The organism is Flavobacterium sp. Root901, from assembly GCF_001429765.1.
Taxonomy (GTDB): domain Bacteria; phylum Bacteroidota; class Bacteroidia; order Flavobacteriales; family Flavobacteriaceae; genus Flavobacterium.
In genome coordinates this window covers 779,045-804,657 of the sequence record NZ_LMJB01000006.1, presented here as the reverse complement: position 1 = coordinate 804,657, position 25,613 = coordinate 779,045, and the positions used below count along the sequence as shown (strand labels likewise).

The 25,613-nt window shown below is 33.3% G+C and carries 27 protein-coding genes and 1 tRNA gene; 9 read left to right on the top strand and 19 right to left on the bottom strand.

All coding sequences use genetic code 11. The features are described 5' to 3' along the window. Nucleotides 1-4 precede the first annotated feature (4 nt). Nucleotides 5-2,296 carry an O-antigen ligase family protein gene (locus ASE21_RS12995; RefSeq protein ID WP_057123080.1) on the bottom strand — a complete coding sequence of 764 codons (2,292 nt, stop codon included), beginning with the start codon at nt 2,294-2,296 and terminating at the stop codon, nt 5-7. A 170-nt stretch (nt 2,297-2,466) separates the two neighbouring features. Here ASE21_RS12995 and ASE21_RS12990 point away from each other — a divergent pair, with 170 nt between their 5' ends. After that, on the top strand, nt 2,467-3,636 hold the full coding sequence (locus ASE21_RS12990) for a proline dehydrogenase family protein (protein WP_057123079.1): 1,170 nt from the start codon (nt 2,467-2,469) through the stop codon (nt 3,634-3,636). A 125-nt stretch (nt 3,637-3,761) separates the two neighbouring features. On the opposite strand, the gene ASE21_RS12985 is transcribed toward ASE21_RS12990, so the two are convergent. Then, a complete protein-coding gene (locus tag ASE21_RS12985; protein WP_057123078.1) occupies nt 3,762-5,546 on the bottom strand; it encodes an ABC transporter ATP-binding protein in 1,785 nt (594 codons plus the stop codon). A 267-nt stretch (nt 5,547-5,813) separates the two neighbouring features. Here ASE21_RS12985 and ASE21_RS12980 point away from each other — a divergent pair. The 5 genes from ASE21_RS12980 to ASE21_RS12960 all read left to right on the top strand — a co-directional run bounded on the left by ASE21_RS12980 (nt 5,814) and on the right by ASE21_RS12960 (nt 9,535). Further along, nucleotides 5,814-5,888, top strand: a tRNA-Val gene (locus ASE21_RS12980). Between the two features lie 190 nt (nt 5,889-6,078). Continuing rightward, nucleotides 6,079-6,591: a hypothetical protein gene (locus tag ASE21_RS12975; protein ID WP_057123077.1), complete on the top strand. Its 513-nt coding sequence runs from the start codon at nt 6,079-6,081 to the stop codon at nt 6,589-6,591. Nucleotides 6,592-6,623: 32 nt separating this feature from the next. Further along, nucleotides 6,624-7,286 (top strand): hypothetical protein, encoded by a 663-nt coding sequence (locus ASE21_RS12970; protein ID WP_128414698.1) that lies wholly within the window; start codon nt 6,624-6,626, stop codon nt 7,284-7,286. Between the two features lie 441 nt (nt 7,287-7,727). Continuing rightward, a complete protein-coding gene (locus ASE21_RS12965) occupies nt 7,728-8,936 on the top strand; it encodes a PQQ-binding-like beta-propeller repeat protein (protein WP_057123075.1) in 1,209 nt (402 codons plus the stop codon). A gap of 203 nt (nt 8,937-9,139) precedes the next feature. After that, a complete protein-coding gene (locus tag ASE21_RS12960) occupies nt 9,140-9,535 on the top strand; it encodes a VOC family protein (RefSeq protein ID WP_057123203.1) in 396 nt (131 codons plus the stop codon). 12 nt (nt 9,536-9,547) lie between these two features. Here the strand turns inward: ASE21_RS12960 and ASE21_RS12955 are convergent, their stop codons facing one another. From ASE21_RS12955 to ASE21_RS12935, 5 genes are all read right to left on the bottom strand, one after another. Beyond that, nucleotides 9,548-9,907, bottom strand: coding sequence for a nuclear transport factor 2 family protein (locus ASE21_RS12955; protein WP_057123074.1), 360 nt, complete (start codon nt 9,905-9,907; stop codon nt 9,548-9,550). A 24-nt stretch (nt 9,908-9,931) separates the two neighbouring features. Continuing rightward, a complete protein-coding gene (locus tag ASE21_RS12950) occupies nt 9,932-10,345 on the bottom strand; it encodes a VOC family protein (RefSeq protein WP_057123073.1) in 414 nt (137 codons plus the stop codon). A 69-nt stretch (nt 10,346-10,414) separates the two neighbouring features. Then, nucleotides 10,415-11,533, bottom strand: coding sequence for an FAD-dependent oxidoreductase (locus ASE21_RS12945; protein ID WP_128414697.1), 1,119 nt, complete (start codon nt 11,531-11,533; stop codon nt 10,415-10,417). Between the two features lie 61 nt (nt 11,534-11,594). Beyond that, on the bottom strand, nt 11,595-12,359 hold the full coding sequence (locus ASE21_RS12940) for a helix-turn-helix domain-containing protein (RefSeq protein WP_057123071.1): 765 nt from the start codon (nt 12,357-12,359) through the stop codon (nt 11,595-11,597). A 31-nt stretch (nt 12,360-12,390) separates the two neighbouring features. After that, complete coding sequence (locus ASE21_RS12935; protein WP_057123070.1) at nt 12,391-13,353, bottom strand: AraC family transcriptional regulator; 963 nt, start codon at nt 13,351-13,353, stop codon at nt 12,391-12,393. A 94-nt stretch (nt 13,354-13,447) separates the two neighbouring features. Here ASE21_RS12935 and ASE21_RS12930 point away from each other — a divergent pair, with 94 nt between their 5' ends. Beyond that, a complete protein-coding gene (locus ASE21_RS12930; RefSeq protein WP_057123069.1) occupies nt 13,448-14,611 on the top strand; it encodes an FAD-dependent oxidoreductase in 1,164 nt (387 codons plus the stop codon). Nucleotides 14,612-14,673: 62 nt separating this feature from the next. On the opposite strand, the gene ASE21_RS12925 is transcribed toward ASE21_RS12930, so the two are convergent. The 3 genes from ASE21_RS12925 to ASE21_RS12915 are packed head-to-tail and all read right to left on the bottom strand — an operon-like array spanning nt 14,674 to nt 15,849. After that, on the bottom strand, nt 14,674-15,045 hold the full coding sequence (locus tag ASE21_RS12925) for a DoxX family protein (protein ID WP_057123068.1): 372 nt from the start codon (nt 15,043-15,045) through the stop codon (nt 14,674-14,676). Between the two features lie 6 nt (nt 15,046-15,051). Continuing rightward, entirely contained in the window at nt 15,052-15,519 is a 468-nt protein-coding gene (locus ASE21_RS12920) for an SRPBCC domain-containing protein (RefSeq protein ID WP_057123067.1), read from the bottom strand. A gap of 3 nt (nt 15,520-15,522) precedes the next feature. Next, nucleotides 15,523-15,849 (bottom strand): ArsR/SmtB family transcription factor, encoded by a 327-nt coding sequence (locus ASE21_RS12915; protein WP_053473207.1) that lies wholly within the window; start codon nt 15,847-15,849, stop codon nt 15,523-15,525. 151 nt (nt 15,850-16,000) lie between these two features. Between ASE21_RS12915 and ASE21_RS12910 the strand changes: the two genes are divergently transcribed. Then, complete coding sequence (locus ASE21_RS12910) at nt 16,001-16,351, top strand: DUF2200 domain-containing protein (protein WP_057123066.1); 351 nt, start codon at nt 16,001-16,003, stop codon at nt 16,349-16,351. 39 nt (nt 16,352-16,390) lie between these two features. Here the strand turns inward: ASE21_RS12910 and ASE21_RS12905 are convergent, their stop codons facing one another. The 9 genes from ASE21_RS12905 to ASE21_RS12865 form a co-directional block, all read right to left on the bottom strand. After that, on the bottom strand, nt 16,391-17,446 hold the full coding sequence (locus ASE21_RS12905; protein WP_057123065.1) for a linear amide C-N hydrolase: 1,056 nt from the start codon (nt 17,444-17,446) through the stop codon (nt 16,391-16,393). Between the two features lie 105 nt (nt 17,447-17,551). Continuing rightward, a complete protein-coding gene (locus ASE21_RS12900) occupies nt 17,552-17,839 on the bottom strand; it encodes a hypothetical protein (RefSeq protein WP_242410271.1) in 288 nt (95 codons plus the stop codon). A gap of 222 nt (nt 17,840-18,061) precedes the next feature. Further along, nucleotides 18,062-18,994 carry a transglutaminase-like domain-containing protein gene (locus tag ASE21_RS12895; protein ID WP_057123063.1) on the bottom strand — a complete coding sequence of 311 codons (933 nt, stop codon included), beginning with the start codon at nt 18,992-18,994 and terminating at the stop codon, nt 18,062-18,064. 18 nt (nt 18,995-19,012) lie between these two features. After that, the gene (locus ASE21_RS12890; RefSeq protein WP_057123062.1) at nt 19,013-19,864 is read right to left on the bottom strand and encodes a substrate-binding domain-containing protein; all 852 of its coding nucleotides are present in this window, start codon (nt 19,862-19,864) and stop codon (nt 19,013-19,015) included. A gap of 51 nt (nt 19,865-19,915) precedes the next feature. Then, the gene (locus ASE21_RS12885; RefSeq protein WP_057123061.1) at nt 19,916-20,389 is read right to left on the bottom strand and encodes a DUF4265 domain-containing protein; all 474 of its coding nucleotides are present in this window, start codon (nt 20,387-20,389) and stop codon (nt 19,916-19,918) included. Next, a complete protein-coding gene (locus tag ASE21_RS12880) occupies nt 20,389-20,784 on the bottom strand; it encodes a VOC family protein (RefSeq protein WP_242410270.1) in 396 nt (131 codons plus the stop codon). The genes ASE21_RS12885 and ASE21_RS12880 overlap by 1 nt, the downstream gene beginning before the upstream one ends. A gap of 58 nt (nt 20,785-20,842) precedes the next feature. Then, nucleotides 20,843-21,712, bottom strand: coding sequence for a nucleoside phosphorylase (locus ASE21_RS12875; RefSeq protein ID WP_057123059.1), 870 nt, complete (start codon nt 21,710-21,712; stop codon nt 20,843-20,845). A gap of 101 nt (nt 21,713-21,813) precedes the next feature. Then, a complete protein-coding gene (locus ASE21_RS12870) occupies nt 21,814-22,146 on the bottom strand; it encodes a translation initiation factor (protein ID WP_057123058.1) in 333 nt (110 codons plus the stop codon). A 106-nt stretch (nt 22,147-22,252) separates the two neighbouring features. Then, nucleotides 22,253-23,203: an isopenicillin N synthase family dioxygenase gene (locus ASE21_RS12865; RefSeq protein ID WP_057123057.1), complete on the bottom strand. Its 951-nt coding sequence runs from the start codon at nt 23,201-23,203 to the stop codon at nt 22,253-22,255. A 366-nt stretch (nt 23,204-23,569) separates the two neighbouring features. Between ASE21_RS12865 and ASE21_RS12860 the strand changes: the two genes are divergently transcribed. Continuing rightward, nucleotides 23,570-25,546: a thiamine pyrophosphate-dependent enzyme gene (locus ASE21_RS12860; RefSeq protein ID WP_057123056.1), complete on the top strand. Its 1,977-nt coding sequence runs from the start codon at nt 23,570-23,572 to the stop codon at nt 25,544-25,546. The last annotated feature ends 67 nt before the right edge of the window (nt 25,547-25,613 follow it).

Below are 25,613 nucleotides of genomic sequence, written 5' to 3'. Positions count from 1 at the left end.
AACGTTATTTGCAAATTTGAATTAATAAGGACTTTGCATCCGGATAATTTTTTGAGTTTGAGATTTCAAAGTACTTACATGCATTTAGTTTATCATTCATGTTTAAATAGCAGTTTCCAATTAAGAATTCTGTTCGGCCATCATTAAATTCCCTAAGTGTTAAGGCTTTCAGGAAATAACTCAAAGACTGGCTGTAATCCTTGGCGTTGTAATAATAATAAGCCAGATATTGCATTATATCTGCATTAGAAGGATCTGCTTTCATGGCTTTAAGATAAAATTCTAATGCTTTCTCTTTATTTTGAGCTTTTAAAAAAGATTTCGCCTGATTCAAATTATCAACAGCAATAATCTCTTTTTTTGTTTCAGGCAGAGTAGTATCAGCTGGGAATTGCTTTATTCCTTTATCTATAAACCGTAGCAGACTTTTACTATTGTATTTTGCTTTTTGTAATTCACCGGCAGCAATTTTCCACGCCTGCGGAATATTTCTGTACGTGATAAAAGTACGATGCTGTTTAAGAATTTCTGTAGTATCGTTTTCACCACGCGCTAACTGAGTCGACATACCGTAAAAAATAAGGTTTCGCGGGCGCATATAATATGCCTGCTTACTGTAAACAAATGCGCTGTCAATATTTCCTTTTTTTAAGGCAATACGCATTTTATAAAAAGGAATTCTTCCTAAATAAGGATTAATTTTATCCGCCTTGGAAAGGTATTTTAAAGCCTGGTCTAATTTGTTTTCATTATAGTAATAAATAGCGGCATATTCATAAAATGATTCACCTCTGGTAAGGGTATTCTTGTATTTCGGTATTCTCTTAATTACTTCATCACCTGTGAGAATACAGTTTTTATAAGAATTAGAATCGTCTTTTTTAATTAAATATTCCAGATTAGATGCTTTATATCCTAAGAAAGCAATATATATTGTTGCAGCACTTGCCAATATTAGAAGTCCATAAAAATTATTCTTTATCAATTTTGATTCTGAACTAGGGGAATGACTTACATTTATTAAAGTGAAAACGATTATAAGACACAAGAAAATCATCATCGTTGCTTTAAACATTGGAAAGTTTAATGAAGCATCCATTCCATAAACTACCGTTGTCATGATAGTAAGCATTGCAAGGGATTGAGTCTCTAAATTGTCTGATTTTAAAAATCTTTTTGCGTTAACTATGATAACAATCAGAAAGAACGAAATATAAATAAACCCATTAATAAAGCCGGTTTCTGAAGCAATTTGGAGAAAATCATTATGTGAATGCTGTGAAATAGTAGATTCATCATTCTGAGTTTTTTCGTAAGGAATGGATTCGATTTTATAATTACCCAGTCCAACACCGGTCAAAGGCTTTGTTTTGGCCAGATTAAATGTATTTTGCCAGACAACTAATCGGGCATTTGCTGAAGCATCACTTGTATTAACCTGCCCAAGTCTGCTTGCTACTGAGACATAACGACTGTTATCTGTTACTTTTTTTAAGATTAAACTGCTTATAGTAATGGAAAAAATTACAGGAATAACTAATGTAAGTGACTTTAATACAGTTGCTTTATTGAATGAATTAATTTTAATATTATAGACTATAAAAAGTATATAAACCAAAATCGTACTTATAATGGCTGCTCTGGCCGCAGTTAAAAGAACTACGGTAATTACCATAACCAGTGTAATAAATAAAAAAACTTTCTTCTTTTGTAAATGATAACTAAAACCTAATATTATAAATGGAATTTTTATTGTTAAGCTGGCTGCCAGAATATTGATGTTTCCGGTACTTACTCCCAAATCACGAAGAGCAATTTCAATAGATACTTTATCAAAATTTCTTTTAAAATGATACAGTTCCAAAGCTGACTGTACAAATGCGACAATACATATAATGAAAATAATCTTCGGTATCAGATGAAGCTTGTTCTTTAAAAGAAAAGTAAAATTAACAAAAGTGCAAAATGCAATTATAAGATCTGCTAATTTTTCAATTACTAAGGTTTTATTAACCGCTGTCACAAAAGAAAAGGCGCACAGAAAGATAAAAACAGAAAACAGCCAGAAAACATACGATTCTTTAAATGCACCAATAACCTCTTTATTTACAAACCTTACCTTAGTCGTTATATACAAAGCCATAACAAAATTGAGGACTGCTAAATATAAAAATTGAGGATAAATTACATCTTCTGTTGTAGAATGAGGTAAGAAATCAATAATAAAAAGGGCAACTACAAATAGCATAACAATATTATCCGAGATACTATCGAGAGATTTATTAATGCTTTTCATGCTTAAAAGTTTATAATTATTTTTTTTGCAAAAATAACAAAAATATAAATAAATTCCTACTTTTATATTATGGATTTATGTAAGTACACATTATCAAAACAAAAAAATATCATCCTGTTTAGTAAAGAATATTCAAAACACTCTCTATCTTTGCATAAAAACTAAACTTAATGGAAAAAATATTCGATAACACTCAAGTTGCTTTTTCACTTAAAAGTGATACTGAACTTGACAGAGCTTATTTTCTTTTTAAAATGATTGACAGTGAGCCTTTAGTAAAAATAGGAACTGCCGTAACTAATTTTGCCATAAAAGCGCATCTCCCTGTTGAAGGATTAATTCGTGCCACTGTTTTTGATCATTTTTGTGGAGGAGTAAATGAAAATGACTGTTTAACTGTAGTAGATAAAATGTTTACAAAAGGCGTTTCATCTGTTTTAGATTATTCAGTTGAAGGAAAAGAAGAAGAAGAGCAATTCGATGCTGCCTTGGAAATGACATTAAAAACCATTGAATTTGCAAAAGAGCGTTTGGCAATTCCGTTTGCGGTATTTAAACCAACAGGTTTAGGGCGTTTTGAATTGTATGAAAAATTAGGAGAAAAGCAAACCTTAAGCCCGGCTGAACAGGAAGAATGGAATAGAGTAGTGGCTCGTTTTGACCAGGTTTGCAGTGAAGCTCATAAAAAAGATGTCGCATTATTGATTGATGGTGAAGAAAGCTGGATGCAGGATGCTGCTGATGATTTAGTTACCGACATGATGCGCAAATACAATAAAGAAAAAGCAATTATATTCAATACATTACAAATGTACCGTTGGGATCGTTTGGATTACTTAAAAAACCTGCATGAAATTGCTAAAAAAGAAGGTTTTTATATTGGTATGAAACTGGTTCGCGGCGCTTACATGGAAAAAGAAAATAAACGTGCAGAAGAAAAAGGATATGTTTCTCCTATATGCGTTTCTAAGCAGGCAACAGATGATAATTATGATGCTGCTGTAAATTATATGTTAGATCATTTAGAAACAATGTCAATTTTTGCAGGTACTCATAACGAACTAAGTTCATATAAACTTATGGAAATGATGGCACAGAAAGGAATTGCTAAAAATGACAACAGAATCTGGTTTGGACAATTATACGGGATGAGCGATAATATTAGTTACAACTTAGCTGAAAACGGTTATAACGTAGCAAAATATCTTCCGTTTGGACCTGTTAAAGATGTGATGCCGTATTTGATTCGTCGTGCAGAAGAAAATACTTCTGTTGCAGGTCAGACAAGTCGTGAGTTATCAATGATTAAAGCAGAACGTAAACGCAGAAAAGGGAAATAAGTTTTTATTTTACAGTTTTGTAACTTATAAAAAAGCTCCAATAAATATTGGAGCTTTTTTTATTCTTGAAATCTTTCAGTGTTATTTTATATCGGAATTTGGAATTTCTTAAAATTGTAATTTAATTAAGAATTACTGAATTGCAGATTACTTAAGTTTTTATAAATTCCGTTTTCAAGGTTGATCAATTCCTGATGCGTTCCTTCTTCCGAAATTTTTCCGCTGTCCAGAACTAAAATCTTATCGGCATTTCTAATCGTAGAAAGTCTGTGTGCAATAATAATACTTGTTCTTCCTTCCATTAAAACTTCTAAAGCTTCCTGAACCAGTTTTTCGCTTTCGCTGTCCAACGATGAAGTAGCTTCATCTAATATTAAAATACTTGGATTTTTAAGTAAAGCCCTTGCAATTGCAATACGCTGACGTTGTCCTCCTGATAGTTTTACTCCGCGTTCTCCAACTAAAGTTTCGAATTTTTCAGGGAAACCTTCTACAAAATTAAACGCATTTGCCTGCTTGGCTGCCAGAATAATTTCTTCATCAGAAGCATCTGGTTTTCCGTAAGCAATATTCTCACGAATAGTTCCTCCAAAAAGAATAACATCCTGAGGAACAATACTCATATTACCGCGAAGATCTTCTAAATCATAATCATAAATATTTTTTCCGTCAACAGTAATTTCTCCCGATGTTATATCGTAAAAACGCAATAGAAGAGAAGATATAGTAGATTTTCCGGCACCACTTGGACCAACGATTGCTATTTTCTGGCCAAATTCTGCTGAGAAATTTACATTTTTTAACACCTCAATTTCCTGACGTGTCGGATAACTGAAAGCTACATTCTTAAAAGCTACATTTCCTTTAATTTTCTCCTGAATTCTGTTTGAATTCGAATTGATTTTCTCCGGACTTTCGTCTAATAATTCAAAAACTCTTTCTGTTGCTCCAATTGCTTTTTGGATTTGTGCATATAATTCAGCAATTCCTCCAAATGATGCGCCAACAAAAGTTGAATATAACACAAATGATATTAATTGGCCAACGCTCATTTCTCCGGCAATGCTCAAACGAACACCAAACCAAACTACTGCTACAATAGCACCAAATAAACAGAATATAATAAAGGAAGCGAAGTAGCCGCGGTATTTACCGCCTTTTATAGCCAGTTTAACAACATCGCTTATTTTGCCTTTGTAACGTGCAATTTCATACCATTCGTTAGCAAAAGCCTTTACAATACTAATTCCCTGCATGGTTTCTTCAACAATTACCTGGCTTTCTGCAACCTGATCCTGAACTTTTTTAGAATATTTTCTAATAAACCTTCCAAAAACTACTGCCGCAATCGCAACTAAAGGAACTACTGAAAGCATTAAAAGCGTTAATTTTAAACTCTCGGTCGCTAATAAAATTATACCTCCGATTATTAAAATAAACTGACGCAGAAACTCTGCAATTGTTGTGGTCAAAGTATCCTGAATCTGTGTAATATCGGCACTGATACGGCTGTTTAATTCACCGACTCTTTTTTGAGAAAAGAAAGTCATTGGCAGTTTTACCAAATTTGTGTACAAAGCCAAACGGAGATTTGCCAGCGTGTTTTCGGTAAAATTTACGAATAATGATAACCTGAAAAATGAGAAAAAGGATTGTAAAAACAGAATTACAATTAATCCCAAAGCAATTGTATTGGCCTGATTATTGTTTTTATTTTTCACACAATCGACCAGCATTCCCATTAATTTAGGAAAGGCAAGGGCAGTAGCACCTGTTAAAAGCAGAAAAATTAATCCTATAAAGAATTTCCATTTGTGATTTCCTGCGTATGTAAATATTGTTTTTGCCTTGTTAAGAGAAGTAGCAGTTATTTTTGATTTAGGTAAATCATTTTCTTTATATCTGGCCATTAGAATATAGTATTTTTAGGTATGCAAATGTATGACTATAGCAAAAGATTACAAAGCAATATTTAGAATTAGAGAGCCAGATGCTGTTTTTTAACTTAATTATAAGAAAACAGCATTAAATATTCGTTTTTTAATAACCTGATAAATAGATCGCTAAATAAAAGATTAAAAAAAATATTTGTTTTTTTTCAAAATATACTTGCAATTACAAATTCTAGCTGTATATTTGCACTCGCAATCACAAAATGATAGCAGCCTAATAAAATAGGGCGATTAGCTCAGCTGGTTCAGAGCACCTCGTTTACACCGAGGGGGTCGGGGGTTCGAACCCCTCATCGCCCACAAAAGACAAAAAGCGACATTGGTAGACAATGTCGCTTTTTTTTGTTAGATAATTTATTCACCATATTTTTTTTAAATATTCTAATACAACAAATAATTATATTAGCTATTAATTAAAAACTAAACGCTGTTTATGTCATATTTTGATATGTAAATAAAACGTTTCGTAAAACAATGTTAATTATAGATTATGAAGAAATTGCACCTAATTACAGTGTTGCTTTTATTCTTGTTTCAGACCATGTTTTCCCAAACGAAAGAAATAAAAGGAGATACTGCTTGGTACAAACGTAATATTGAACTTCAGAAAACTTTAGATTTAAAAAATCTTGAACAATCTACGGATGAATTTAATTTTAGATTTAGTAACTACGGACAAGTGATTGAAATTTCAAAGGATAGTTCAAGATATTCAGGAAACATAACAAATTTCATTTATCACACTCAAAAGAGAAATAGAAACGAAGCCAAAACTCTAACAAATAAGATTGCATTGTCATCGAAACAAGCTGAAGAGGTTTATAACATAATTGAAAAATCAAAAATTATTGATTTACCAACAGATGAAAAAATAGAAATTGGGAACAAGGATCTGATGGAATTACATATATTATTGAACATTCAGATAAGAAAACTTATTGGATCAAAAACTATTGGACACCAACGGCACAAGATTCTATTCCGGAAGCAATTATTGTTTTAGATTTAATAAAAAATTTGTCCGATACATTAAATTTGCAAGAAATATACTCTTCCTTCAAAAACACATTGCCCAAAAAAGGATGCTATAATTCCGGAGGAATTGCGAATATGTGTTATACATCAAATTCTTTAGAATTAGGATATAGTGGAGCTACAAAATTGCCATTAGGATTTTATTCATCCTATTCTGCAGTTTATCTTGGAAATACAAAAATAAATAGCAGTGTAGTTTTTCGGTATAATTTTGACAATCAGGGATTTCATGATTTGAATCTTCAATTCGCTAAATGGAATATATTTTGCAAGACAAGAGATGTATCCGATTTTGCAGCTTACAATTATCAAAATAGAATACTTAATTTTGATGGTACAAAAAATAAATTTGAAAATCATCAAATAAAATATGGATTAAACCTTAAAAAGCATATTGCACTTGGAATGGGGTTGGATTTCATAGGTGGTCAATATGATAAAATTGGAGGACATATATATGCTTATAAATGGTTTTCAAATCCAAATATTAATGTAACATTGACAACATCGATTTTTGATAACCAAATAAATTACAAATCAGAACTATCAAAATCATTCAATTTCAATTCTAAATTTCTGATATCTAGAATTTCTTTAGGAATAGCTTACGAAGACTTTATGAATTACAAAGATTTATATTTTAGCGTAAGAATGTCTTTGTAAAAAACTTATTCACTAAACAATGTCTTCTAAGGCAAGGTTGAAATCTAAAACTCAACATTCAAAGCTAATAAATACGCTTAATCTTGTATCGGTGGAAAATCGAAGCTTTCCGCTTCGATTTCAACACCTTCCGCAACATTAAAATTATTACAAATACCTCATTTTATATCTTCGAAAATGATAGGGTGGACACAAGTTGTTCGACTGAAATCCCTGACAGCCCACAAAATTCCAAAAACTCCAAAATCATTTGATTTTGGAGTTTTTTTATGCTTTTTACAATTTTTTTAAAATGCATAATTTGATTCTAAAACAAGCGGACGATTGCAAACCAATTTGACTTTCTAAAACACAATAGTATTTTTTTACTACATTTGATTTTGTATTTTTTGGCAGCCTTATTGATAAATAAGAAATCGAATCATCAAACCCAAATCTAAAATGAAAAAAAATCTATTAATTCCTGCATTTGCTTTTATTGCTGTAAATATGTTTGGGCAGACGCCTGCAGCTCCAAAACCCGCAAACGCGAATACAAGCAATAAAACTTTGCCTCCTGCAGAAATGGTTTCTAATAAAGTCGTAACTGCGCTTAAAAAAATTCCATTAGACGAAGCCTCAATTTTAATTTACGATTACGACGGCAATCTTTTTTCTTATGATTTAGAATCGGAAACAATTGGCTGGACCATAAAACCTGCCGATAATCATAATGAAATGTGTGGCAATAAAGTAACTATCAATAATGGAGTAGTATATATTCCGTTTGTAAACGGCGAAATTATTGCGGTAGATAACCAAAGCGGTGATGTTTTCTGGAAATCAAGAGTGGGAAATATTACAGATCAAATTGTTTTAAAAGACCAGACTCCGGTTGTAAGCAGCGGAAAACTGTATATAACGGCTCAAAACCAAAACGGAAGCAGCAATATTTATGCTCTTGATACAAAAGACGGCAGTTTAGCATGGAATTATAAACTCGATACTGTAAATAATGATGTTACACCGTTATTTTTCAACAACAAAATTTATATCCCAAGTGCATCAAATTTATATAGTTTTGATGCCAATACCGGAAAAGTCCTCGGCCAGAAAAACTTTGAAGAAGTGATGTCCGGCAAACCGGTAACAGACGGAGAAAATATATTTATTGCCAATGACAAAGACATACTTTTTGCTTTATCTCCTGATAAACTGGATGTTTTATGGCAGTTTAAATTAGGTGAAAATCAGCATAGTATTAAGGAACGTATCTTTTGCAAAGACCACAAAATATATTTTGGAGCTCAGGGCGAAACAGTTTCTACTTTATATGCAGCCGATTCAAAAACGGGAACTCAGTTATGGAAAAGGGATTTTGCAGGTGATAATATTGAATACGTTACCGAAGCTGAAGACAATATTTGGGGATATACGAAAAAAGGAAAACTTTTTCAGATTGACATAAACAATGGCGAAATAGCATTTGAAATAAAATTAACAACGCAGCCTATTTCGAATATTGAATTTCCGGTTGATGATACAATATTTTATTATTGCGATGCCGGCTTGATTAAATTTGATTTAAGCACCAAAGATGAAGATTTGTATTATATGCGAACTTCTATTAAGGACAATGTTTACAGTGCATTTCTAAAGATAATCCGATAATAAAAAAGCCGTTTCAGAATATTGAAACGGCTTTTTTTATTTTTTTTTAAAATTACAAAACCATAATGAAATTAGGCTTCGACTTCGCTCAGCCTGACAATTTGTTATTCAAAACAGTTTTATTAGTTATAGAAAAACGTACAAAAAAAGTTAGAAATAATTTTAATTCCTTAACTTTAATTTCAATATATAAAACTAAAGTTATGAAAATTAGAATGATATGGGGAAACTTGGTTTCGCACGATTTACAAAAGACAATTCAGTTTTATACTGATTTAGGTTTTAAACAAAACGGAAAAGAAACAGACGAATTAGTAAGTTTTATTTTTGCAGAAAATCATTTTATAATTAACTTTTTTATTGCAGAAAGATTTGAAACCGCTTTAAAAGGCAAATTAGCCAATACAAAAAATGAAAACGAAACTATTTTTTCATTATCTGCAGACAGCAGGGAAGAGGTAGACCAATGGTACAAAAAGGTCAAAGAAATTGGCGGAACCATTTTCTCTGAACCTGAAAATTTTCAGCAGGGTTACACTTTTGGTTTCGCTGATCCAGACGGACATAAATACAACTTTTTATATTGGCCGGGAATGTAGTTTTGCCTTTGCTTAATTTTCAACCAGTTCAATATCCATTGTTTTTATTAATCCATTTTCAAAAGTATAGATATGCTTTACAAAGCCATCAAACATTAGAGTTCCTTGCAAATCCTTTACAATTTGATGGACTTTCACTTCAAGAGTTCCATTTTCTCTTTCCGTAAAACCTGCGGGCTCAACTTTTGGGTTTATTTCAGTCCATTGTCTTGTCCAGTATGACCTAATTTCATCATGTCCGATAATGTAACCGCCTTCCCAGGCTTTTGACCATTGCACATCTTTTTGCATTGTAGATAATGCATTGTCAATATTTCTTTCGTTAAAAGCAGTGTAGGCTTTATAAATCAGACTTTCAAATTGATTTGACATTTTAGTTTTTAATTGATTTATAAATTAGTAAACCGGTTCCCAAAGTTCAATCTTATTGCCTTCCGTGTCCATGATATGCACAAATTTACCATAATCATAGCTTTCAATATCATCCAGAACAGTAACTCCGTTTGCTTTTAGTTTTTCTACGAGCCCTTCGATATTCTGAACACGATAATTGACCATAAATTCTTTTTTTGATGGAGAAAAATATGCATCACCTTTTTTAAAAGGGCACCATTGCGTTGATTCAATCTGATCTGGTTTATCAAGATTTCTGGATTCAAAACTTGCTGATCCCCAATCGTTTATTTCTAATCCTAAATTTTTGGCATACCAATCTTTAGTTTCTTTCGGATTTTCAAGAAAAAAGAAAATACCGCCAATTCCGGTTACTTTTGGAGTTGAATCATCTGGTTGTTGTGGTGAGTTTTCCATATTTGGTTTTTAATAATGGTTAGTTTTTTGTTACTAAGATAGAATTATTTCATCATAAACGGGAAAATTTCAATCAACAAATTTTAGAAAAGAAAAATCAGGTTTCAGCATTTTAATTTCATTTTCCCTTGTTTCTTTCTGAGCTTCCTCAGCATACACAAACATTTGCTTTTCATAGTCTAAAATAGCACTTTCAATATTTTCAAAATCACCGTTCACTAAGTTTTCAGATAAAATTAAAGCATCTAAAAGTCCAATATTGGCGCCTTGTCCGGCAAATGGAGGCATTAAATGTGCTGCGTCTCCAATAAGGGTGAGAGGGAGAGGACGATTGTTTTTCCCTGGTCTTTCTACAGCTATTTTTTTAGTTGGGAGACCTGCAAAGAAAGAAGAAGAACGAAATAATTCTTTATAACATTCTCCCCAATCTGAAAACATATCCAGAAGAAAGGCAGCAATTTCATTCGTATTTTTAAAATTCAGATTCAATTTTTCAGGCATTTTAAAAATTGTATTATAACTTAAAACCTTATTATTCCTTGGATTAGCAACTAATAAATTACCATTATGAGCAGTCATCAGAATTTTCTCATCACACAATTTGTAAAAATCAGGACATTTTATTTCGGGTTCAGGAACTTCGCCTTGTATCATATAGGTTCCGGTAAGTTCGACTTCTGCATCGGTAAGATATTTTCTAATCGCTGTCATACCGCCATTTGCGCCAATTATAAAATCTGCGTCAGCAGTTTTTCCATTTTCAAAGTTCAAAAGCCATTTACCGTTTTGTTGCTGAATTTCTATTAATTTATGATCCCAGATAACAGTATTATTTTCTAAACTATTTATTAATAATGTTCTTAAATCATTTCGGTTAATCTCTGGATTGTCATATTGTTCTTCGGCTGCAGTTTCTTTGCTAAATAAGACATTTCCCAGATAATCGGTAATAATTCTTCCCATTGGTACAGCCATTTTATAATAGTTTTCGAGCAAACCGGCTTTTTGTATGGCATCTTGTCCGGAACCTTTGTGCAGATCAAGCGTACCGCCCCAAATCCTTGCTTCAGGATCTTTGTCTCTCTCGTAAACGGTAACAGCAACGCCTTTTTGCTGTAATAACCGCGCCATTGTTAAACCTGTTGGACCTGCACCAATAATGGCTGTTTTTTTATTTGTAAGTAACATAATTTCTATATTAAATTAGGTTACAAAATTGAGAATTTGTAGTAAGATGAAATAGTAAAAATCAGTCGTTTTCCTGATTTAGTTTTTTGATGGCAGCAATATCCATAAAACGATTGTTTTTGTTTTTACTTAACTCTTTTGGCGTTACGCCAGAATATTTTTTGATTTCTTTAATGAAATGATTCTGGTCTGTAAAGTTTTGTTCCGGAAAAAGCCTGCCTTCGCTTATATGCTTAAAGGAAGAGCCAAAACGAAGAATATTGCAATAAACTTTGAGTGAAATTCCAAACTGCTGATTAAAGTAACGGTTGATCTGACGGCTGCTCCAAAAAACATTTTCAGAAAGCTGCTTTACAGTAACAGAGCCTTCTGAAGAATAAATGAGTTCAAATAATTTCTTTTTTCTGTTGTCAATATTTTCGGCAGCAATATTTTTAATTATTGCTGTTGTTTTGATTTGAAACTTCTCAAAAGTGGATAAATCTTCTTTATCAAAATACCAGATTTCGTCAGAAAGAACTTTTCCGGTATTTAAAAAATCCTTGACAGAATCTCCAAATAAATATTCTACAGCCAGTAATTTAAAGCCAACAGAAAACATTTTTGTTCCCTTGGGAATAAGAATCTCACCCGGAACGGTGTCCAAACCTCTGATTGTTTTTTGCCAGATATCAGGATCAGTGCTCATCACTGCCAGATCTACCATTCCGTTTGGCAAAACAGTTGACGAAATATCTTTTCCGGTATTGTTTTCCAGCATCCAAAAGCTGTGCACAAAATGCGAAATTGAAGGATCCGGTAAAGCTGACTGAATTATTAAACTCATTTTAATGATCTTGATGTAAATTTAAGTAAAACTACAATGCAGAATATTTCTTTGGTTTTAAACCAATATGCTGTTCAAAAACTCTGGAAAAATGACTCAGATTCGTAAATCCTAACTGATATCCAGTTTCAGAAACAGATAAATGTTCTTCCTTTAATAATCTAGACGCTTCCTGCATGCGCATGAATTGGTAATATTCAAAAACTCCTTTTCCAAAAGTCTGCCTGAATAATTTTCGCAGTTTTGGTTCGCTCATTCCAGCTTGTTTCGCTATTGACGAAATATCCGGTGCTTTATCAAGATTCGATTGCAAATGGTATTTTATAGCATACAATGCCTTAATATCTTTAATATGAATGCCGCTTGCCGGTGTTTCTTCCCGCTGCAGTATCAAAGAAAAAATATGGCATAAAAGTTCTTCGCATTTTATCTTATGATAATGATTTTCTAAACTTTCCGGAATAGACTGATGCATCATTTCACTTGCTGTTGTAATCATAGCTGGAGAAATTTCGGTTTCAAAAACAAAAGTATTTTTCGAAGAAAGAATACTGGAAACTGCCGGATGCTTTAATTCGCCAAAATGATGCTGCAAATATTCACGCGAGGCAGAAATAGTTATGCTTCTAAAAAATGTATTTTGAGGCATCGACAGTACCGAAGAAACAGACTGCATAGCGATAAAAACGTTGGGCTGTTCTGCTGCTAGTTTTTCGTGCTTTTGCACAGAAGAATCAAAAATACCGCTCAGAAAAAATATTACATTTTCCCGTCCTTCAGGAATTTCATTTTTTCGTTCCAGTACAATTTCTTCTTTGAGGTAATAATTCCGAATCATCATTCGTAAATCATTTCCCCAGTTAAAACCAGTCATGTAACCTTCGCCCAAATTTTTCGGAATATCAATAAAACGTCCGCGAACAGAAGCTCCAATAGCATCTGCAAATTTATACAGGATTCCAGAACCGTTTTTATCTACAACTTCAATTTTCATTTACGACTATTTTATTATTAAAAGCAGGTATTTTATCTATAAAAGTAAATATAATTTTGTAATGAAGATTTAAACAAATAAAAAAAACAGAATTATGCTACTAGATAATAAAAGAACAGCTATAATTGGCGGCGGGCCCGGCGGATTAATGCTTGCCCGATTACTGCAGGAAAAGGGTGCAGATGTAAAAGTTTATGAAAGAGACGAAAACCGAAGTGTCCGGCAGCAGGGTTCAACGCTTGATCTGCATGACGATACAGGTTTGAAAGCAATGACAGAAGCGGGGTTAATGGATGAATTTAAAAAACACTATCGCCCCGGAGCTGATAAAATGAAAATTACAGATCGAAATATGCATATTCTATATGATGATCATCAGGAAAAACCAAACGAAGATTTTGGAAATGAGCATTTTCGTCCGGAAATTGACCGCGGTCCTCTGCGAGATATATTGATTGCTTCTCTTAAAGAAGAAAATGTGATTTGGAATTCGAAATTCACAGAAATGAAACCGGCAGGCGAGGGCTGGGAAATTTCTTTTGAAAACGGAACAACAGCTTATGCCGATTTTGTGATTGCTTCTGATGGTGCGAATTCAAAAGTTAGAAAATATATTACTGATATTCAGCCGGTATTTTCAGGCGTAACAGCCATTGAAATTAATGTTTATAATGCCGAAAAGAATGCACCAAAACTATGGAATTTGGTAAATGACGGAAAAGTTTTTGCTTTAGACGAAGGAAAAACGGTTTTGTTTAGTGCCAAAGGCGATGGAACGCTTACTGTTTTAATTGGAATAAAAACAGATCAAAAATGGATTTCTGATTCGGGAATTGATTTTAAAGATAAAACATCTGTATCTGAATGGTTTAAAGCTGAATTTGCAAATTGGAATTCAGAATGGCTGGAACTTTTTGAATCAGATGAAATGTGGATTATTCCACGCCCCATGTATCATTTCCCTTTAGATCAATCGTGGGAACCGCTTTCTAATTTAACGATGATTGGCGATGCAGCGCACCGTATGCCGCCGTATGCAGGCGAAGGTGCAAATCAGGCTTTGGCAGATGCCTTAGAATTATATGAAGTATTAACTTCTAAACAATTTGAAAACATGAAAGATGCGATTGGTTTTTTTGAGAGAAAAATGTGCAGCAGAACTTCTGAAATTACTCAAATAACTTTACAGCAAACAGAGGCAATGCACCATGAAAATAATCTACAGCTTTTAATGGATTTCTTTAATGAGGTGATTTAAGTTATAGTCTGCAGTCTCAGTTTACAGTGTACAAATACTGAAAACTGAGACTGTAAACTAAACTATATGGTTTTTCTTTCTGCAGGTCTGAAATACCAGGAAATAACAGTTAAAATTAATAATAGTGAAGGCCCGAAGTATTCTATACCAGAATCTCCTACAGCAAAATGAGAGAATATCGCACCGCTCATCGCAAAAAAGAAACCGGCATACGTCCATTCTTTTAACAATGGAAATTTTGGGATTAAAATAGCGATAACACCTAATATTTTCCAAATTCCTAAGATTGTTAAAAAATAAAGCGGATAACCTAAATGCGTCATCATATCGGCTTCTTCTTTCATTTTTAATATTTGAACGATGCCGGTTGAAGCCATTCCTAATGCAAGCCAAAGTGTGGCAATCCAGTAAATAATTTTGTTTCTTTTGCTCATGGTAAATTATTTTAATTGTTTTACGATTTCTTCTAAACGATTATGTGCCATGTTAAGTCCTTGTGCAAATGGGAGTTTTAACTGATAATCCCTGTGCTCAACCGATTTGTAAATAGTCTGAATGGTTAATTTGCTTGTTTCTTCTGTTAGTTTTTCAAATTCCAAAAACTCCAATTGAGGGGCAAAATTGGCATTTTCCATTTCAAATGTTCTTACGATACTCTTCTCCGGAACAAAATCATGAATAACACCATTGGCACTAAAAACTACATTTCCGTTAGGATCTTTGGTTTCAAACTGCCAGCCGCCGTATTTTTTATTTTCTAATTTTAAAACTTTTGTTCCCATCCATTCCTCTACGATTTCAGCTTCGGCATAGGCTTTAAAAAGTAATTCAAGCGGAAGATCAAACTCTCTTGTAATCACTATTTCCTGCTGGCCGTTTTCGGCAGTAATTTTTGTTTTCTTTTCCATAAACTAATCTTTTTTGGGTTTGTAGTTTTTCATTATACTTTCTAATTTATTAAAACGCTCGTCCCACATTTGGCGGAAAGGTTCTATAAAATCAGCCACTTCTTTAATTTTTTTTGGATTTATATAATAATAAATTTCCCTGCCATTCTGCTGTTGGTCAAGCAATTCACATTCTGTCAGGATTTTTATATGCTTTGATATTGTTTGTCTTGACGAATCAAAATTTTCAGCTATTGTACCCGGAGTCATAGCCTGAATGGCAACCAGATTTAAAATAGCTCTTCGGGTCGGGTCGGCAATTGCCTGAAAAACATCTCTACGTATTTCCATTGTGCAGTTATTTGACTGCAAATATAATGCAGTTATTTGACTGCGCAATATTTTTTATGCTTTTTTTCCAAAAAAAGATTATTTAATAGATTACACGGGAAGTAATTACGATTAATTTTTATAATTTTAATCTAATACAAAAGGGAAAAAGATGAACAATACAAAAGTGTTTGAATATTCGTTTGCGAGTATTTATAGAATGTATAAAGAAAAAGCTGAGAGAAAAAACCGTACAGCAGAAGAAGTAGACACCGTTATACTCTGGCTTACAGGTTACACGGCTAAACAATTTAAAGATAAGATTGAAAAGAAAGTTGACCTGCAGACGTTTTTTGCAGAAGCACCAGTTCTTAATCCGAATGCTTCAAAAATTACAGGAGTGATCTGCGGATATCGCATTGAAGATATCGAAGATCCGTTAATGCAGAAAATTCGTTACATGGATAAATTAGTTGACGAACTTGCCAAAGGAAAAAAAATGGAGAAAATTTTGAGGGAATAAAAAAGCCCTCTACATCTTAGAAGGCTTCGTTTTATAGATTTAATCTAATCCGGCAAATTTAAATGATGAAGCTGGTTTAAAATTCATCGATGATTCTCCGGAATAATTTTCATTATTTGCCAGACTTAATTTTTTGATTTTTCCTTTTTCACTAAAATCCAGTTTGCTGAATTCAACCCAAACCACATTCGGGTTCAGTACATTATCAAAATAATAAACCAAATTCTTCTGATCGGCTACAGTTCTCCAACGTGTAGAAGAAATATTAGGTTCAGTTTCCGAAGAAATTCCAAGCGGTACAGAACAATTTCTGATAACACCAAAAACACTCGAAAGCGCTGTTCTGACATTATCTGTTTTAGGGATCGCATCAATATAATAAGACGCTCTTACAAAGCGATCTGCTGCGCGGTTAGTTCCCGGAAGCATTATCGTTCCCGGAATGCTTTTCCAATAGGTATTAATGGCTAATTGTTCTTCAAAAACAGGCGAATTGGTCATTGCAACATATTTTCTGTCGTGATGAACAACCAAATTTCCGTTTATATATTCAAAAATGGCATTGTCTCCGGAAGAATCTGATAAAGACAAATGTACCGTAGCAAAAATATTTGTTCCCGGAATGTGGGATGAAGCTACCACAAAATCTTTTTTTTCCAGAGCCGTTACAGCTTCGGCAACTGTGGCATAATTGTCTAAAACATACTGCAGCCACAAAGAAACCGCAAGTCCTTTTACAGGACCGTCTTTTACAAATTTAGGATAGGTAGATTCTACGAGCCATAAAAGATTTCCAACAAGGCCTTTTTCGTTCATTCCGTCAGATGAAGCAATATCCCAGGAACTGGTTATCACACTTCCGTATTTTGATTTCCATTTCAGCGAGTTATTTCCTGCTTCTCCAAATCGTTCAATTCCTCTTGGAAAAAGCCATAAATTGGCTGGAATTTCGCCTTTCCAATCCATTGAACGTGCTGTAATAATTGTACCATTTAGACCTTCATATACTATTCTGGTGCATGGATTCACTTTTTCAGTACAAAATAATAGGCACAAAAAGGCCGAAATTGCTGATAATCTCTTTTTTAATTTCATAAATTAATGGTATTAAATCTGCTAAAGTTCTAAGAGGTTAAGTGTGCTCCGAGTGAAAAACTTAACATCTTAAAACCTTAGTATCTTAGCATCTTAAAAAAAACTTTATATTTTCTTGAGTGTGAGTTTCATTTCTTTGGTATCCAGTACCAATTCATCATTTGTAATAGTGCTTTCGCAAGGGTAGGGTGTCCCAACTTCATCTTTAATCACCAAATTTTTTCCACCTTTTGTCAATGCATAAGTACCATTTGTAATTTCTCTGGTTAAGAATCCGGTCACATGTCCGTCTTTTGTAAATGTTAAGGTTCCATCTGTTAAAATTACAGTTTTAAGCGAATCCGAAATAGGGGTCTTCGGTTCTACGGCTGTTACTTTCCAAGAGTTTATCAATTTATTTCTACCCTTAGAACATGAAATCATTAATACTGCTGCCAATGCAAGCGCGAAGATAAATAGTTTAGAATTTTTCATGATTTTGTGATTAATAATTAGATAGGAAAAGGTACAAAAAAAACTTTTATCCTTCACATTATAGTCACAGAAAGTGCATTTAAAACCATTGATTACTAATATTTTAACAGAAAAACATATAAACAGACCGTTTTTTTAAAATCAATTTAGAGTCAGCGCTCCAAGTATTTCTTCGTACATAAAAGGACCGCCCGGATAAGTTGCAGTATAATCCAGGTTCATCCAAACCTGACCTCTTTCGTCTATATGGTAATGCAGGTTTTTACCGTAGCTTTCTTTTTGAAAAAGGACATTTTTTATTAAATAATTGACTTTCTCAAGATCAATCATCGAACCAATTAAAATTTCAGGATATATATGGCCTTTGGTATGAATCAACCTTGGAGTTCCGCCAATAGAACGAATTGCAGCAGCCATCAAAATTGAATGATCGTCGCAGTCACCTGAAAAATATTCTAATGATTCACTGGCCGTTGCAATGTAATCGCCTTCTTTTGGATCATTTACATAGTTCCAACGGCTGTTAATTTCTTTAAAAACAGCAAAACACTGAATAATTGTTCTGTAATCAGAATAGCCCTTTATTCCTTTAAAGTATTTTGTTGTCGCCATTATGGCAAAATTTCGCACTTTTGGATTTTGATATTCAATAGCACTTATAATTTTTGATTTATTGGGAAACGGAAGCAGCTTGGCCACAATTATATCTTGCGGATATGGATTGTCTGACATGGTATAAATCATCGAGTTATAATCTTCAGAAATCTCACTAAAACCATAATTTCCAATCACTGATCCGTAAAATAAAATCAATAAATACACCGCGACACACAAAATAATGATTGTGCGCAGGTACATTAAAAGAAAAAAAACTGCAGCAAAAACAAAAATGAAAATAAAAACCCTGTCCAGATTAAAAGCCCATTTTAAGTCAATAAGGTTTTGGTGCAGTATGATAAATATCGGAATTGTTATTAAAAGACTTAAAACCGAAATAATAATCCTATCCCAAGGTGATTTCACCTGTAATTTGGATTTTAACTGCGGCAGGTCAATTTTAGGGAAATTTATCATATAAATAAAAAGCAGTATTTACAGCGCTTTTACCGTTTCAACAAAAGTACTTTTTTTATCAATAATTCCCAGATCAAATAATTGATTTTGAATTTTGATAAATGCTTTTTCACTTAAATGTTTTTGAGACCATTGTGTCAATTTCAGCCATTCCTGAATGTCTTCAGCTTTTTGATCAAATAAATCTGCCAGCGTCTTATCTATATCCGGAATCTGCGCAAAATCATGCGTTGCTTTGTTGATGATTTCTAATACTTTTTCGATTACTTTTGGATTTTTCTTTAAAAATTCATCGCGAACCGCAATAACAAAAGAAGGCCATGGAGTAGGGCAGTCGCCTACACGTCTGAAAATTCCCTTATCTACAAGAGGTTTTGTCATAAAACGTTCCCACATAAAATAATCTGCGGTTCCGTTTGTGAGTGCTTCGACAGCGCCGTCAATAGTATTTATAATTTCAAATTGCAGATTATCACTGTTCCAGCCTTGTTCATTGGCATTTACATACGCCATTAACTGCGAACCGGAACCAATTCTGGAAATGGCCACTTTTTTATTCTCCAGATCTTTTACCGTTTTAAAATCTGATTTTGCCGCAACGTGAATTCCCCATATTAAAGGCGACTGCACATAAATCTGAACAATTTTACTTGGATTTCCTGCCGTAATATCTTTTACAATGCCTTCTGTAAGGATTACGGCCATGTCTGTTTCTCCATCACGAAGCATCTGGCACATTTTTCCGGTTCCTTCCGGAATATTTTTCCATTGTAAATCGATGTTTTCTGCTTCAAACTCGCCATTTTCAATGCATAAATGCCATGGCAGATTGAAGTGTTCAGGAACACCCGCAATTTTTACAGTTTTCATTATAATTTAAGTTTAAGTTAAGTTGGTATGCGTATTCTTAAGTTTGTAAGTTTAATTTTTTAATAAATCAGCTCTGTGTTTATCTGAAAGACAAGGTTCTGCATATTGAATAATTTCCTGAGATTCATATTCGTTTAATACACTTCTTACGATCGAATAATCGACATCGCGAACTACTTCTACAGAAATAAAATTGTCATTTAAACCTTCTGATAAGCAATTAATGGCTTTCAGTTTTTCCCTGATAATTTCCTTGTCAAATTCTTTTTCCAGTATAATAACCTGAACGATTGAATTTCCGGAATTTTCTATTGTTTCTTTATATACGAGACGATCTTCATCTTTATCAAATTCGGCGTAAAATAAATCATCTGTGGCGATTAAAGGTCCAAAAAACGGAATATTATCTAATTTAAAAAGTCCTTTTTCCAGATCTACAATTTCAGCCCACATGGTTTCTGAGACTGTTTCTTCTAAATAATCACTATAATATTTAAATAATATTTTTTTATGTGTTTCCTGCATTATTCTATTTCGTTTATTACTGCTTTTAAAGGTGATATTACTATACGATAACCATCAGGATCCTGAATCATTTTTCCGTTTTCATTCCAAAAAGGATTAGCTGCAGTTATCGTTGAGATATTATTATGTATAAGTTTGTTTATTAATTCATTATAATCTGAAATTGTTTTGGGGTACAGCACGATAACATCTTCTTCATCAAAAGAATGTATGGCTTTTACATTAGATTTGGTAAACTCAAAATGCCAGTCTAAACCAGATTTACCAATAAAAATTCCATCATAGTTATTGTGGTTTTCAAAACCTCCCAATTGTTCAAAACCAAGAATATCTACATAAAAATCTTCGATTTTTTTTAAATCATTCGTATGCCGCGCCACTCTTAAAAACATCATTCAATTTTTTAATTAGACCTATAAATATTTCAAAGATAGTTTTCTGATTTGCTATGCATTAATTACCAGCCAGTTTATTTAAGGTATATGTAATTAATGCGTCAACGGCTTTATAAGGATCCTGACTAAAAGTTCCCGAGGCACGATTGGCAATAATAGCATTTAAAGATAACGCATTATGTCCTAATAGCGAAGAAAGCCCATATATTGCTGCTGTTTCCATCTCTAAATTAGTTACCGGACTGCCGTTAAAATCAAAATTATCCATTTTGTTATTTAATTCTTCGTCCTGAATATTTAGTCGTAAAACACGACCCTGCGGACCATAAAAACCTCCGGCTGTTGCAGTTATTCCTTTAAAAATTTTATCTGATTCAATGATTTTCTCCAATTTTTCAGAACAGGCAATAGCATAAGGTCTACCTTTTCGGATATCCCAATTGGTATGGGTAATAAAAGCGTCCTCAAGTGCTGTATTCGAAACTTTATCAATTAAATAGGAGCGAAGCATATTATCCAGTCCAAGTCCGAACTTAGACATTACAAAACTGTCCACAGGAATATCAGCCTGCAGAGAACCCGAAGTTCCAATTCTGATAATATTTAAAGACGTTAAGTTCTCTTTTGGTTCACGTGTTTTTAAATCAATATTCACCAAGGCGTCTAATTCATTTAAAACGATATCAATATTGTCCGGACCGATTCCGGTTGACATTACAGAAATTCTTTTGCCTTTATAAATTCCGGTCTGCGTTTTAAATTCTCTTTTTTGAGTTGAATATTCAATAGAATCAAAAAACTGTGTAATTTTTTCTACTCTGTTTTGGTCTCCAACAAAAATAATATCGTTGGCAATATGTTCTGGACGAAGGTTTAAATGGTAAACACTTCCGTCCGGATTAAGTATTAATTCTGATTCTTTTATCATTTTTTAAGGTGCTAAGATTCTAAGTTGCAAAGGTTCTGAGTTTTTTTGTTTCAGGTTTCAAGTTGCTGTAGAGAACGTGAAACTTTAAACTTGAAACTTTCTCACCCTCCAACACGTTTTGTTTTAAATCCCTTTTCTTTTAAAATAGCCATAATTTTATCGCGGTAATCGCCTTGTATGATAATTGAATCATCTTTGAAAGTACCGCCAACGCTCAATTTTGTTTTTATTTCTTTGGCCAATACTTTAAAATCTTCATCGCTTCCTTCGTAACCTTCAATTATGGTAGTTGGCTTGCCTTTTCGTTTTTCAAATTTACAGATCATAGGTTCTTTTTGAACATACAAAACGTGATCTTTTTCCTGAATTTCTTCTGGTTCGTTTGATTCTTCGTGATCCGGAAACAGGTTTTTTAATTGATCTTTTAAGTCCATATTTTTATTAAATTCCAATATTTAAAAATACATAAAAATTAAATTCCAAATCCCAAAAATTAAGTTATTTGGAATTTGGAATTTTTATTAATTGAGAATAAAGGATTTACTTTTTGATTAACCCTAATTCTACTAAACGTTCATGTAAAAATTCTCCTGCGCTGATATCTTCATATTTCTTAGGATTTTCTTCATCAACACAGTTTTTAAGGCAATCCAGACGCATATCACTTACAGGATGCATAAAAAACGGAATAGAATAGCGAGAAGTTCCCCAAAGTTCTCTAGGAGGATTTACAACCTGGTGAATCGTAGATTTCAGTTTATTATTGGTATGTCTTGATAACATATCACCAACATTAATTACTAATTCATCATCTTCTGCAATAGCATCGATCCATTCGCCGTCATGGTTTTGAACCTGAAGTCCTTTGCCCTGAGCGCCCATTAATAAAGTAATCAAATTAATATCACCGTGAGCTGCTGCACGAATTGCATTTTCCGGTTCAGAAGTAATTGGAGGATAATGAATTGGTCTCAAAATAGAGTTTCCTTCTTTTGCATATTCATCAAAATAAAACTCATCCAAACCAAGATGTAAAGCTAAAGCTCTTAGAACATAAATACCTGTTTTTTCAAGCATTTGATAAGCTTCTTTTCCTACTTCGTTAAAGCGAGGCAATTCTTTAACTTCTACATTATCCGGATATTCGCCTGCCCATTTTGAATCTTTATCAACGTACTGTCCAAAATGCCAGAATTCTTTTAAATCTCCCTCTTTACGGCCTTTAGCATGCTCTTTTCCAAAAGATACATAACCTCTTTGTCCGCCAATACCGGGAATTTCATAATTATGCTTAGTTTCTACTGGCAAGGCGAAAAATTTTCTAATTTCACCATACAACTCGTCTACCAGTTTGTCATCTAAGAAATGACCTTTTAAGGCAACGAAGCCAATGTTTTCAAATGCACTGCCGATTTCATTTACAAATTTTTGTTTACGTTTCGGGTCGTCCGAAAGGAAATCACGTAAGTCTACACTAGGAATGTTTTGCATACTTTACATTTTTATTTAAGAAAAAAGGTACCTGACCTTTCCAAAACAAAGGTAGATAATATTTTAGATTTGAATTTTATAATTGGAGATAAAATTTAGTTTTATGTCTAATTTTTAATACAAAATTTACATTTTACATTTAAAAACTTAAAATTTAATGCGTTATATTTATAAGTAAAACGCCACGAAAATTGCTCGCAAATAAAAAAATATTTTTTTATTCATTCTTCAATTTTTTAACTGGAAAAACTATAATTATTTTATCTACTTTTATTCCGAATTTAAACTAGGAGCATTTTTAAATTATTTAACAAATAATACCTAAAATGTTATATTTTTATATATTTGAATAAAAAACATATTCCAATGATCTTTTACAGACAAAACCTTACTGATGAAAAATTACTAGATTTATATAAAAAAATCCTCAAGCCCCGGCTGATCGAAGAGAAAATGCTTATTTTAATTCGGCAGGGAAAGGTTTCAAAATGGTTTTCAGGAATTGGCCAGGAAGCTATTGCAGTAGGAGTTACCGCTGTTTTAGACGATTCTGAATATGTTTTGCCAATGCATAGAAATCTTGGGGTTTTTACAACCAGAAATATTCCGCTGCACAGGCTTTTTTCGCAATGGCAGGGAAAAGCAAATGGTTTTACAAAAGGCCGTGACAGAAGTTTCCACTTTGGAACTCAGGAATACAATATTATAGGAATGATTTCGCATTTGGGTCCGCAGTTAGGAATAGCTGACGGAATTGCCTTAGCAGATAAACTTCAGAATAATAAAAAAATTACAGCCGTTTTTACCGGAGAAGGCGCCACAAGCGAAGGCGATTTTCACGAAGCTTTGAATATTGCCGCGGTTTGGAAACTTCCGGTTATGTTTATTATTGAAAACAATGGTTACGGACTTTCTACACCAACAAACGAACAATATTTATGCGAAAACCTGGCCGATAAAGGAATTGGCTACGGCATAGAAAGCTGGATTATTGACGGAAATAATATTGTAGAGGTCTACAATAAATTATCTCGTTTAAAAGAAGAAATGATAGAAAACCCGCATCCGGTTTTATTAGAATTTAAAACTTTTAGAATGCGCGGTCATGAAGAGGCGAGTGGTACAAAATACGTTCCGCAGGAATTAATGGATGAATGGGAAGCTAAAGATCCTGTTGCCAATTATAAAAAATATCTAACCGAAACTGGAATTCTTACCGAAGAACTCGACGAAAAATTGCGTGCTGAAATTAAGCTGGAAATCGACGAAAACTGGGCGATGGCAAATGCCGAACCTGAAATAGAGCCGACTTACAGCGGAGAATTAGATGATGTTTACAAAGACTTTGAATATGAAGAATATACTCATGGTGAAGAAGTAAAAAATATTCGTTTTATAGATGCTATCCGAAATAGTTTAGAACAATCTATGTGGCGTAATAAAAACCTGGTCATTATGGGGCAGGACATTGCTGAATATGGTGGTGCTTTTAAAATTACAGAAGGATTTATTGATGCTTTTGGCAAAGATCGGGTACGCAATACACCAATCTGCGAAAGTGCCGTTGTTTCGGCTGCAATGGGATTATCAATCAATAATTATAAAGCCATTGTCGAAATGCAGTTTGCTGATTTTGTTTCTACAGGTTTTAACCCAATTGTCAATTTATTGGCAAAATCACATTACCGCTGGGGCGAAAAAGCCGATGTTGTAGTTCGAATGCCTTGCGGCGGAGGAACACAGGCGGGACCATTTCATTCTCAGACAAACGAAGCGTGGTTTACCAAAACCCCGGGTTTAAAAGTAGTTTATCCGGCCTTTCCATATGATGCAAAAGGCTTGTTAAATACAGCAATTAACGATCCAAATCCGGTTTTGTTTTTTGAACACAAACAATTATACAGAAGTATTTATCAGGATGTTCCAACAGATTATTATACCATTCCGTTTGGAAAAGCATCTTTAATAAAAGAAGGAAAAGCAGTTACTATTATAGCCTTTGGAGCAGCCGTTCACTGGGCTTTAGAAACTTTGGCAAAACATCCTGAAATCGAAGCCGAATTAATTGATTTAAGAACACTTAAGCCGCTTGATACTGAAACTATTTTTGCTTCGGTTAAAAAGACAGGAAAGGCAATTATTTATCAGGAAGATACTCTGTTTGGCGGAATTGCAAGTGATATTTCTGCTTTAATTATGGAAGAATGCTTTCAACATTTAGATGCTCCGGTAAAAAGAGTGGCCAGTTTAGATTCGCCAATTCCGTTTACAAAAGCACTTGAAGACCAGTTTTTAGCTAAAAATAGATTTGAAGAAATTTTGTTTGAGGTTCTAAGATACTAATACGCTAAGATTCTAAGATTTTAAGATGCTAAGTTGATTATAAGTTAAAAACTTAGTGTCTTAGAAC

Excerpts from the sequence above, each read along its gene's own strand:
- ASE21_RS12975 (WP_057123077.1), top strand. The coding sequence starts at position 6,079 with ATGAAGAAATTGCACCTAATTACAGTGTTGCTTTTATTCTTGTTTCAG.
- ASE21_RS12865 (WP_057123057.1), bottom strand. The coding sequence starts at position 23,203 with ATGCAAAACATTCCTAGTGTAGACTTACGTGATTTCCTTTCGGACGAC.
- ASE21_RS12880 (WP_242410270.1), bottom strand. The coding sequence starts at position 20,784 with ATGATGTTTTTAAGAGTGGCGCGGCATACGAATGATTTAAAAAAAATC.
- ASE21_RS12960 (WP_057123203.1), top strand. The coding sequence starts at position 9,140 with ATGAAAATTAGAATGATATGGGGAAACTTGGTTTCGCACGATTTACAA.
- ASE21_RS12990 (WP_057123079.1), top strand. The coding sequence starts at position 2,467 with ATGGAAAAAATATTCGATAACACTCAAGTTGCTTTTTCACTTAAAAGT.
- ASE21_RS12905 (WP_057123065.1), bottom strand. The coding sequence starts at position 17,446 with ATGAAATTAAAAAAGAGATTATCAGCAATTTCGGCCTTTTTGTGCCTA.
- ASE21_RS12910 (WP_057123066.1), top strand. The coding sequence starts at position 16,001 with ATGAACAATACAAAAGTGTTTGAATATTCGTTTGCGAGTATTTATAGA.
- ASE21_RS12965 (WP_057123075.1), top strand. The coding sequence starts at position 7,728 with ATGAAAAAAAATCTATTAATTCCTGCATTTGCTTTTATTGCTGTAAAT.
- ASE21_RS12915 (WP_053473207.1), bottom strand. The coding sequence starts at position 15,849 with ATGGAAATACGTAGAGATGTTTTTCAGGCAATTGCCGACCCGACCCGA.
- ASE21_RS12985 (WP_057123078.1), bottom strand. The coding sequence starts at position 5,546 with ATGGCCAGATATAAAGAAAATGATTTACCTAAATCAAAAATAACTGCT.
- ASE21_RS12895 (WP_057123063.1), bottom strand. The coding sequence starts at position 18,994 with ATGATAAATTTCCCTAAAATTGACCTGCCGCAGTTAAAATCCAAATTA.
- ASE21_RS12885 (WP_057123061.1), bottom strand. The coding sequence starts at position 20,389 with ATGCAGGAAACACATAAAAAAATATTATTTAAATATTATAGTGATTAT.
- ASE21_RS12930 (WP_057123069.1), top strand. The coding sequence starts at position 13,448 with ATGCTACTAGATAATAAAAGAACAGCTATAATTGGCGGCGGGCCCGGC.
- ASE21_RS12925 (WP_057123068.1), bottom strand. The coding sequence starts at position 15,045 with ATGAGCAAAAGAAACAAAATTATTTACTGGATTGCCACACTTTGGCTT.
- ASE21_RS12940 (WP_057123071.1), bottom strand. The coding sequence starts at position 12,359 with ATGAGTTTAATAATTCAGTCAGCTTTACCGGATCCTTCAATTTCGCAT.
- ASE21_RS12860 (WP_057123056.1), top strand. The coding sequence starts at position 23,570 with ATGATCTTTTACAGACAAAACCTTACTGATGAAAAATTACTAGATTTA.
- ASE21_RS12995 (WP_057123080.1), bottom strand. The coding sequence starts at position 2,296 with ATGAAAAGCATTAATAAATCTCTCGATAGTATCTCGGATAATATTGTT.
- ASE21_RS12870 (WP_057123058.1), bottom strand. The coding sequence starts at position 22,146 with ATGGACTTAAAAGATCAATTAAAAAACCTGTTTCCGGATCACGAAGAA.
- ASE21_RS12935 (WP_057123070.1), bottom strand. The coding sequence starts at position 13,353 with ATGAAAATTGAAGTTGTAGATAAAAACGGTTCTGGAATCCTGTATAAA.
- ASE21_RS12950 (WP_057123073.1), bottom strand. The coding sequence starts at position 10,345 with ATGGAAAACTCACCACAACAACCAGATGATTCAACTCCAAAAGTAACC.
- ASE21_RS12875 (WP_057123059.1), bottom strand. The coding sequence starts at position 21,712 with ATGATAAAAGAATCAGAATTAATACTTAATCCGGACGGAAGTGTTTAC.
- ASE21_RS12890 (WP_057123062.1), bottom strand. The coding sequence starts at position 19,864 with ATGAAAACTGTAAAAATTGCGGGTGTTCCTGAACACTTCAATCTGCCA.
- ASE21_RS12920 (WP_057123067.1), bottom strand. The coding sequence starts at position 15,519 with ATGGAAAAGAAAACAAAAATTACTGCCGAAAACGGCCAGCAGGAAATA.
- ASE21_RS12945 (WP_128414697.1), bottom strand. The coding sequence starts at position 11,533 with ATGTTACTTACAAATAAAAAAACAGCCATTATTGGTGCAGGTCCAACA.
- ASE21_RS12955 (WP_057123074.1), bottom strand. The coding sequence starts at position 9,907 with ATGTCAAATCAATTTGAAAGTCTGATTTATAAAGCCTACACTGCTTTT.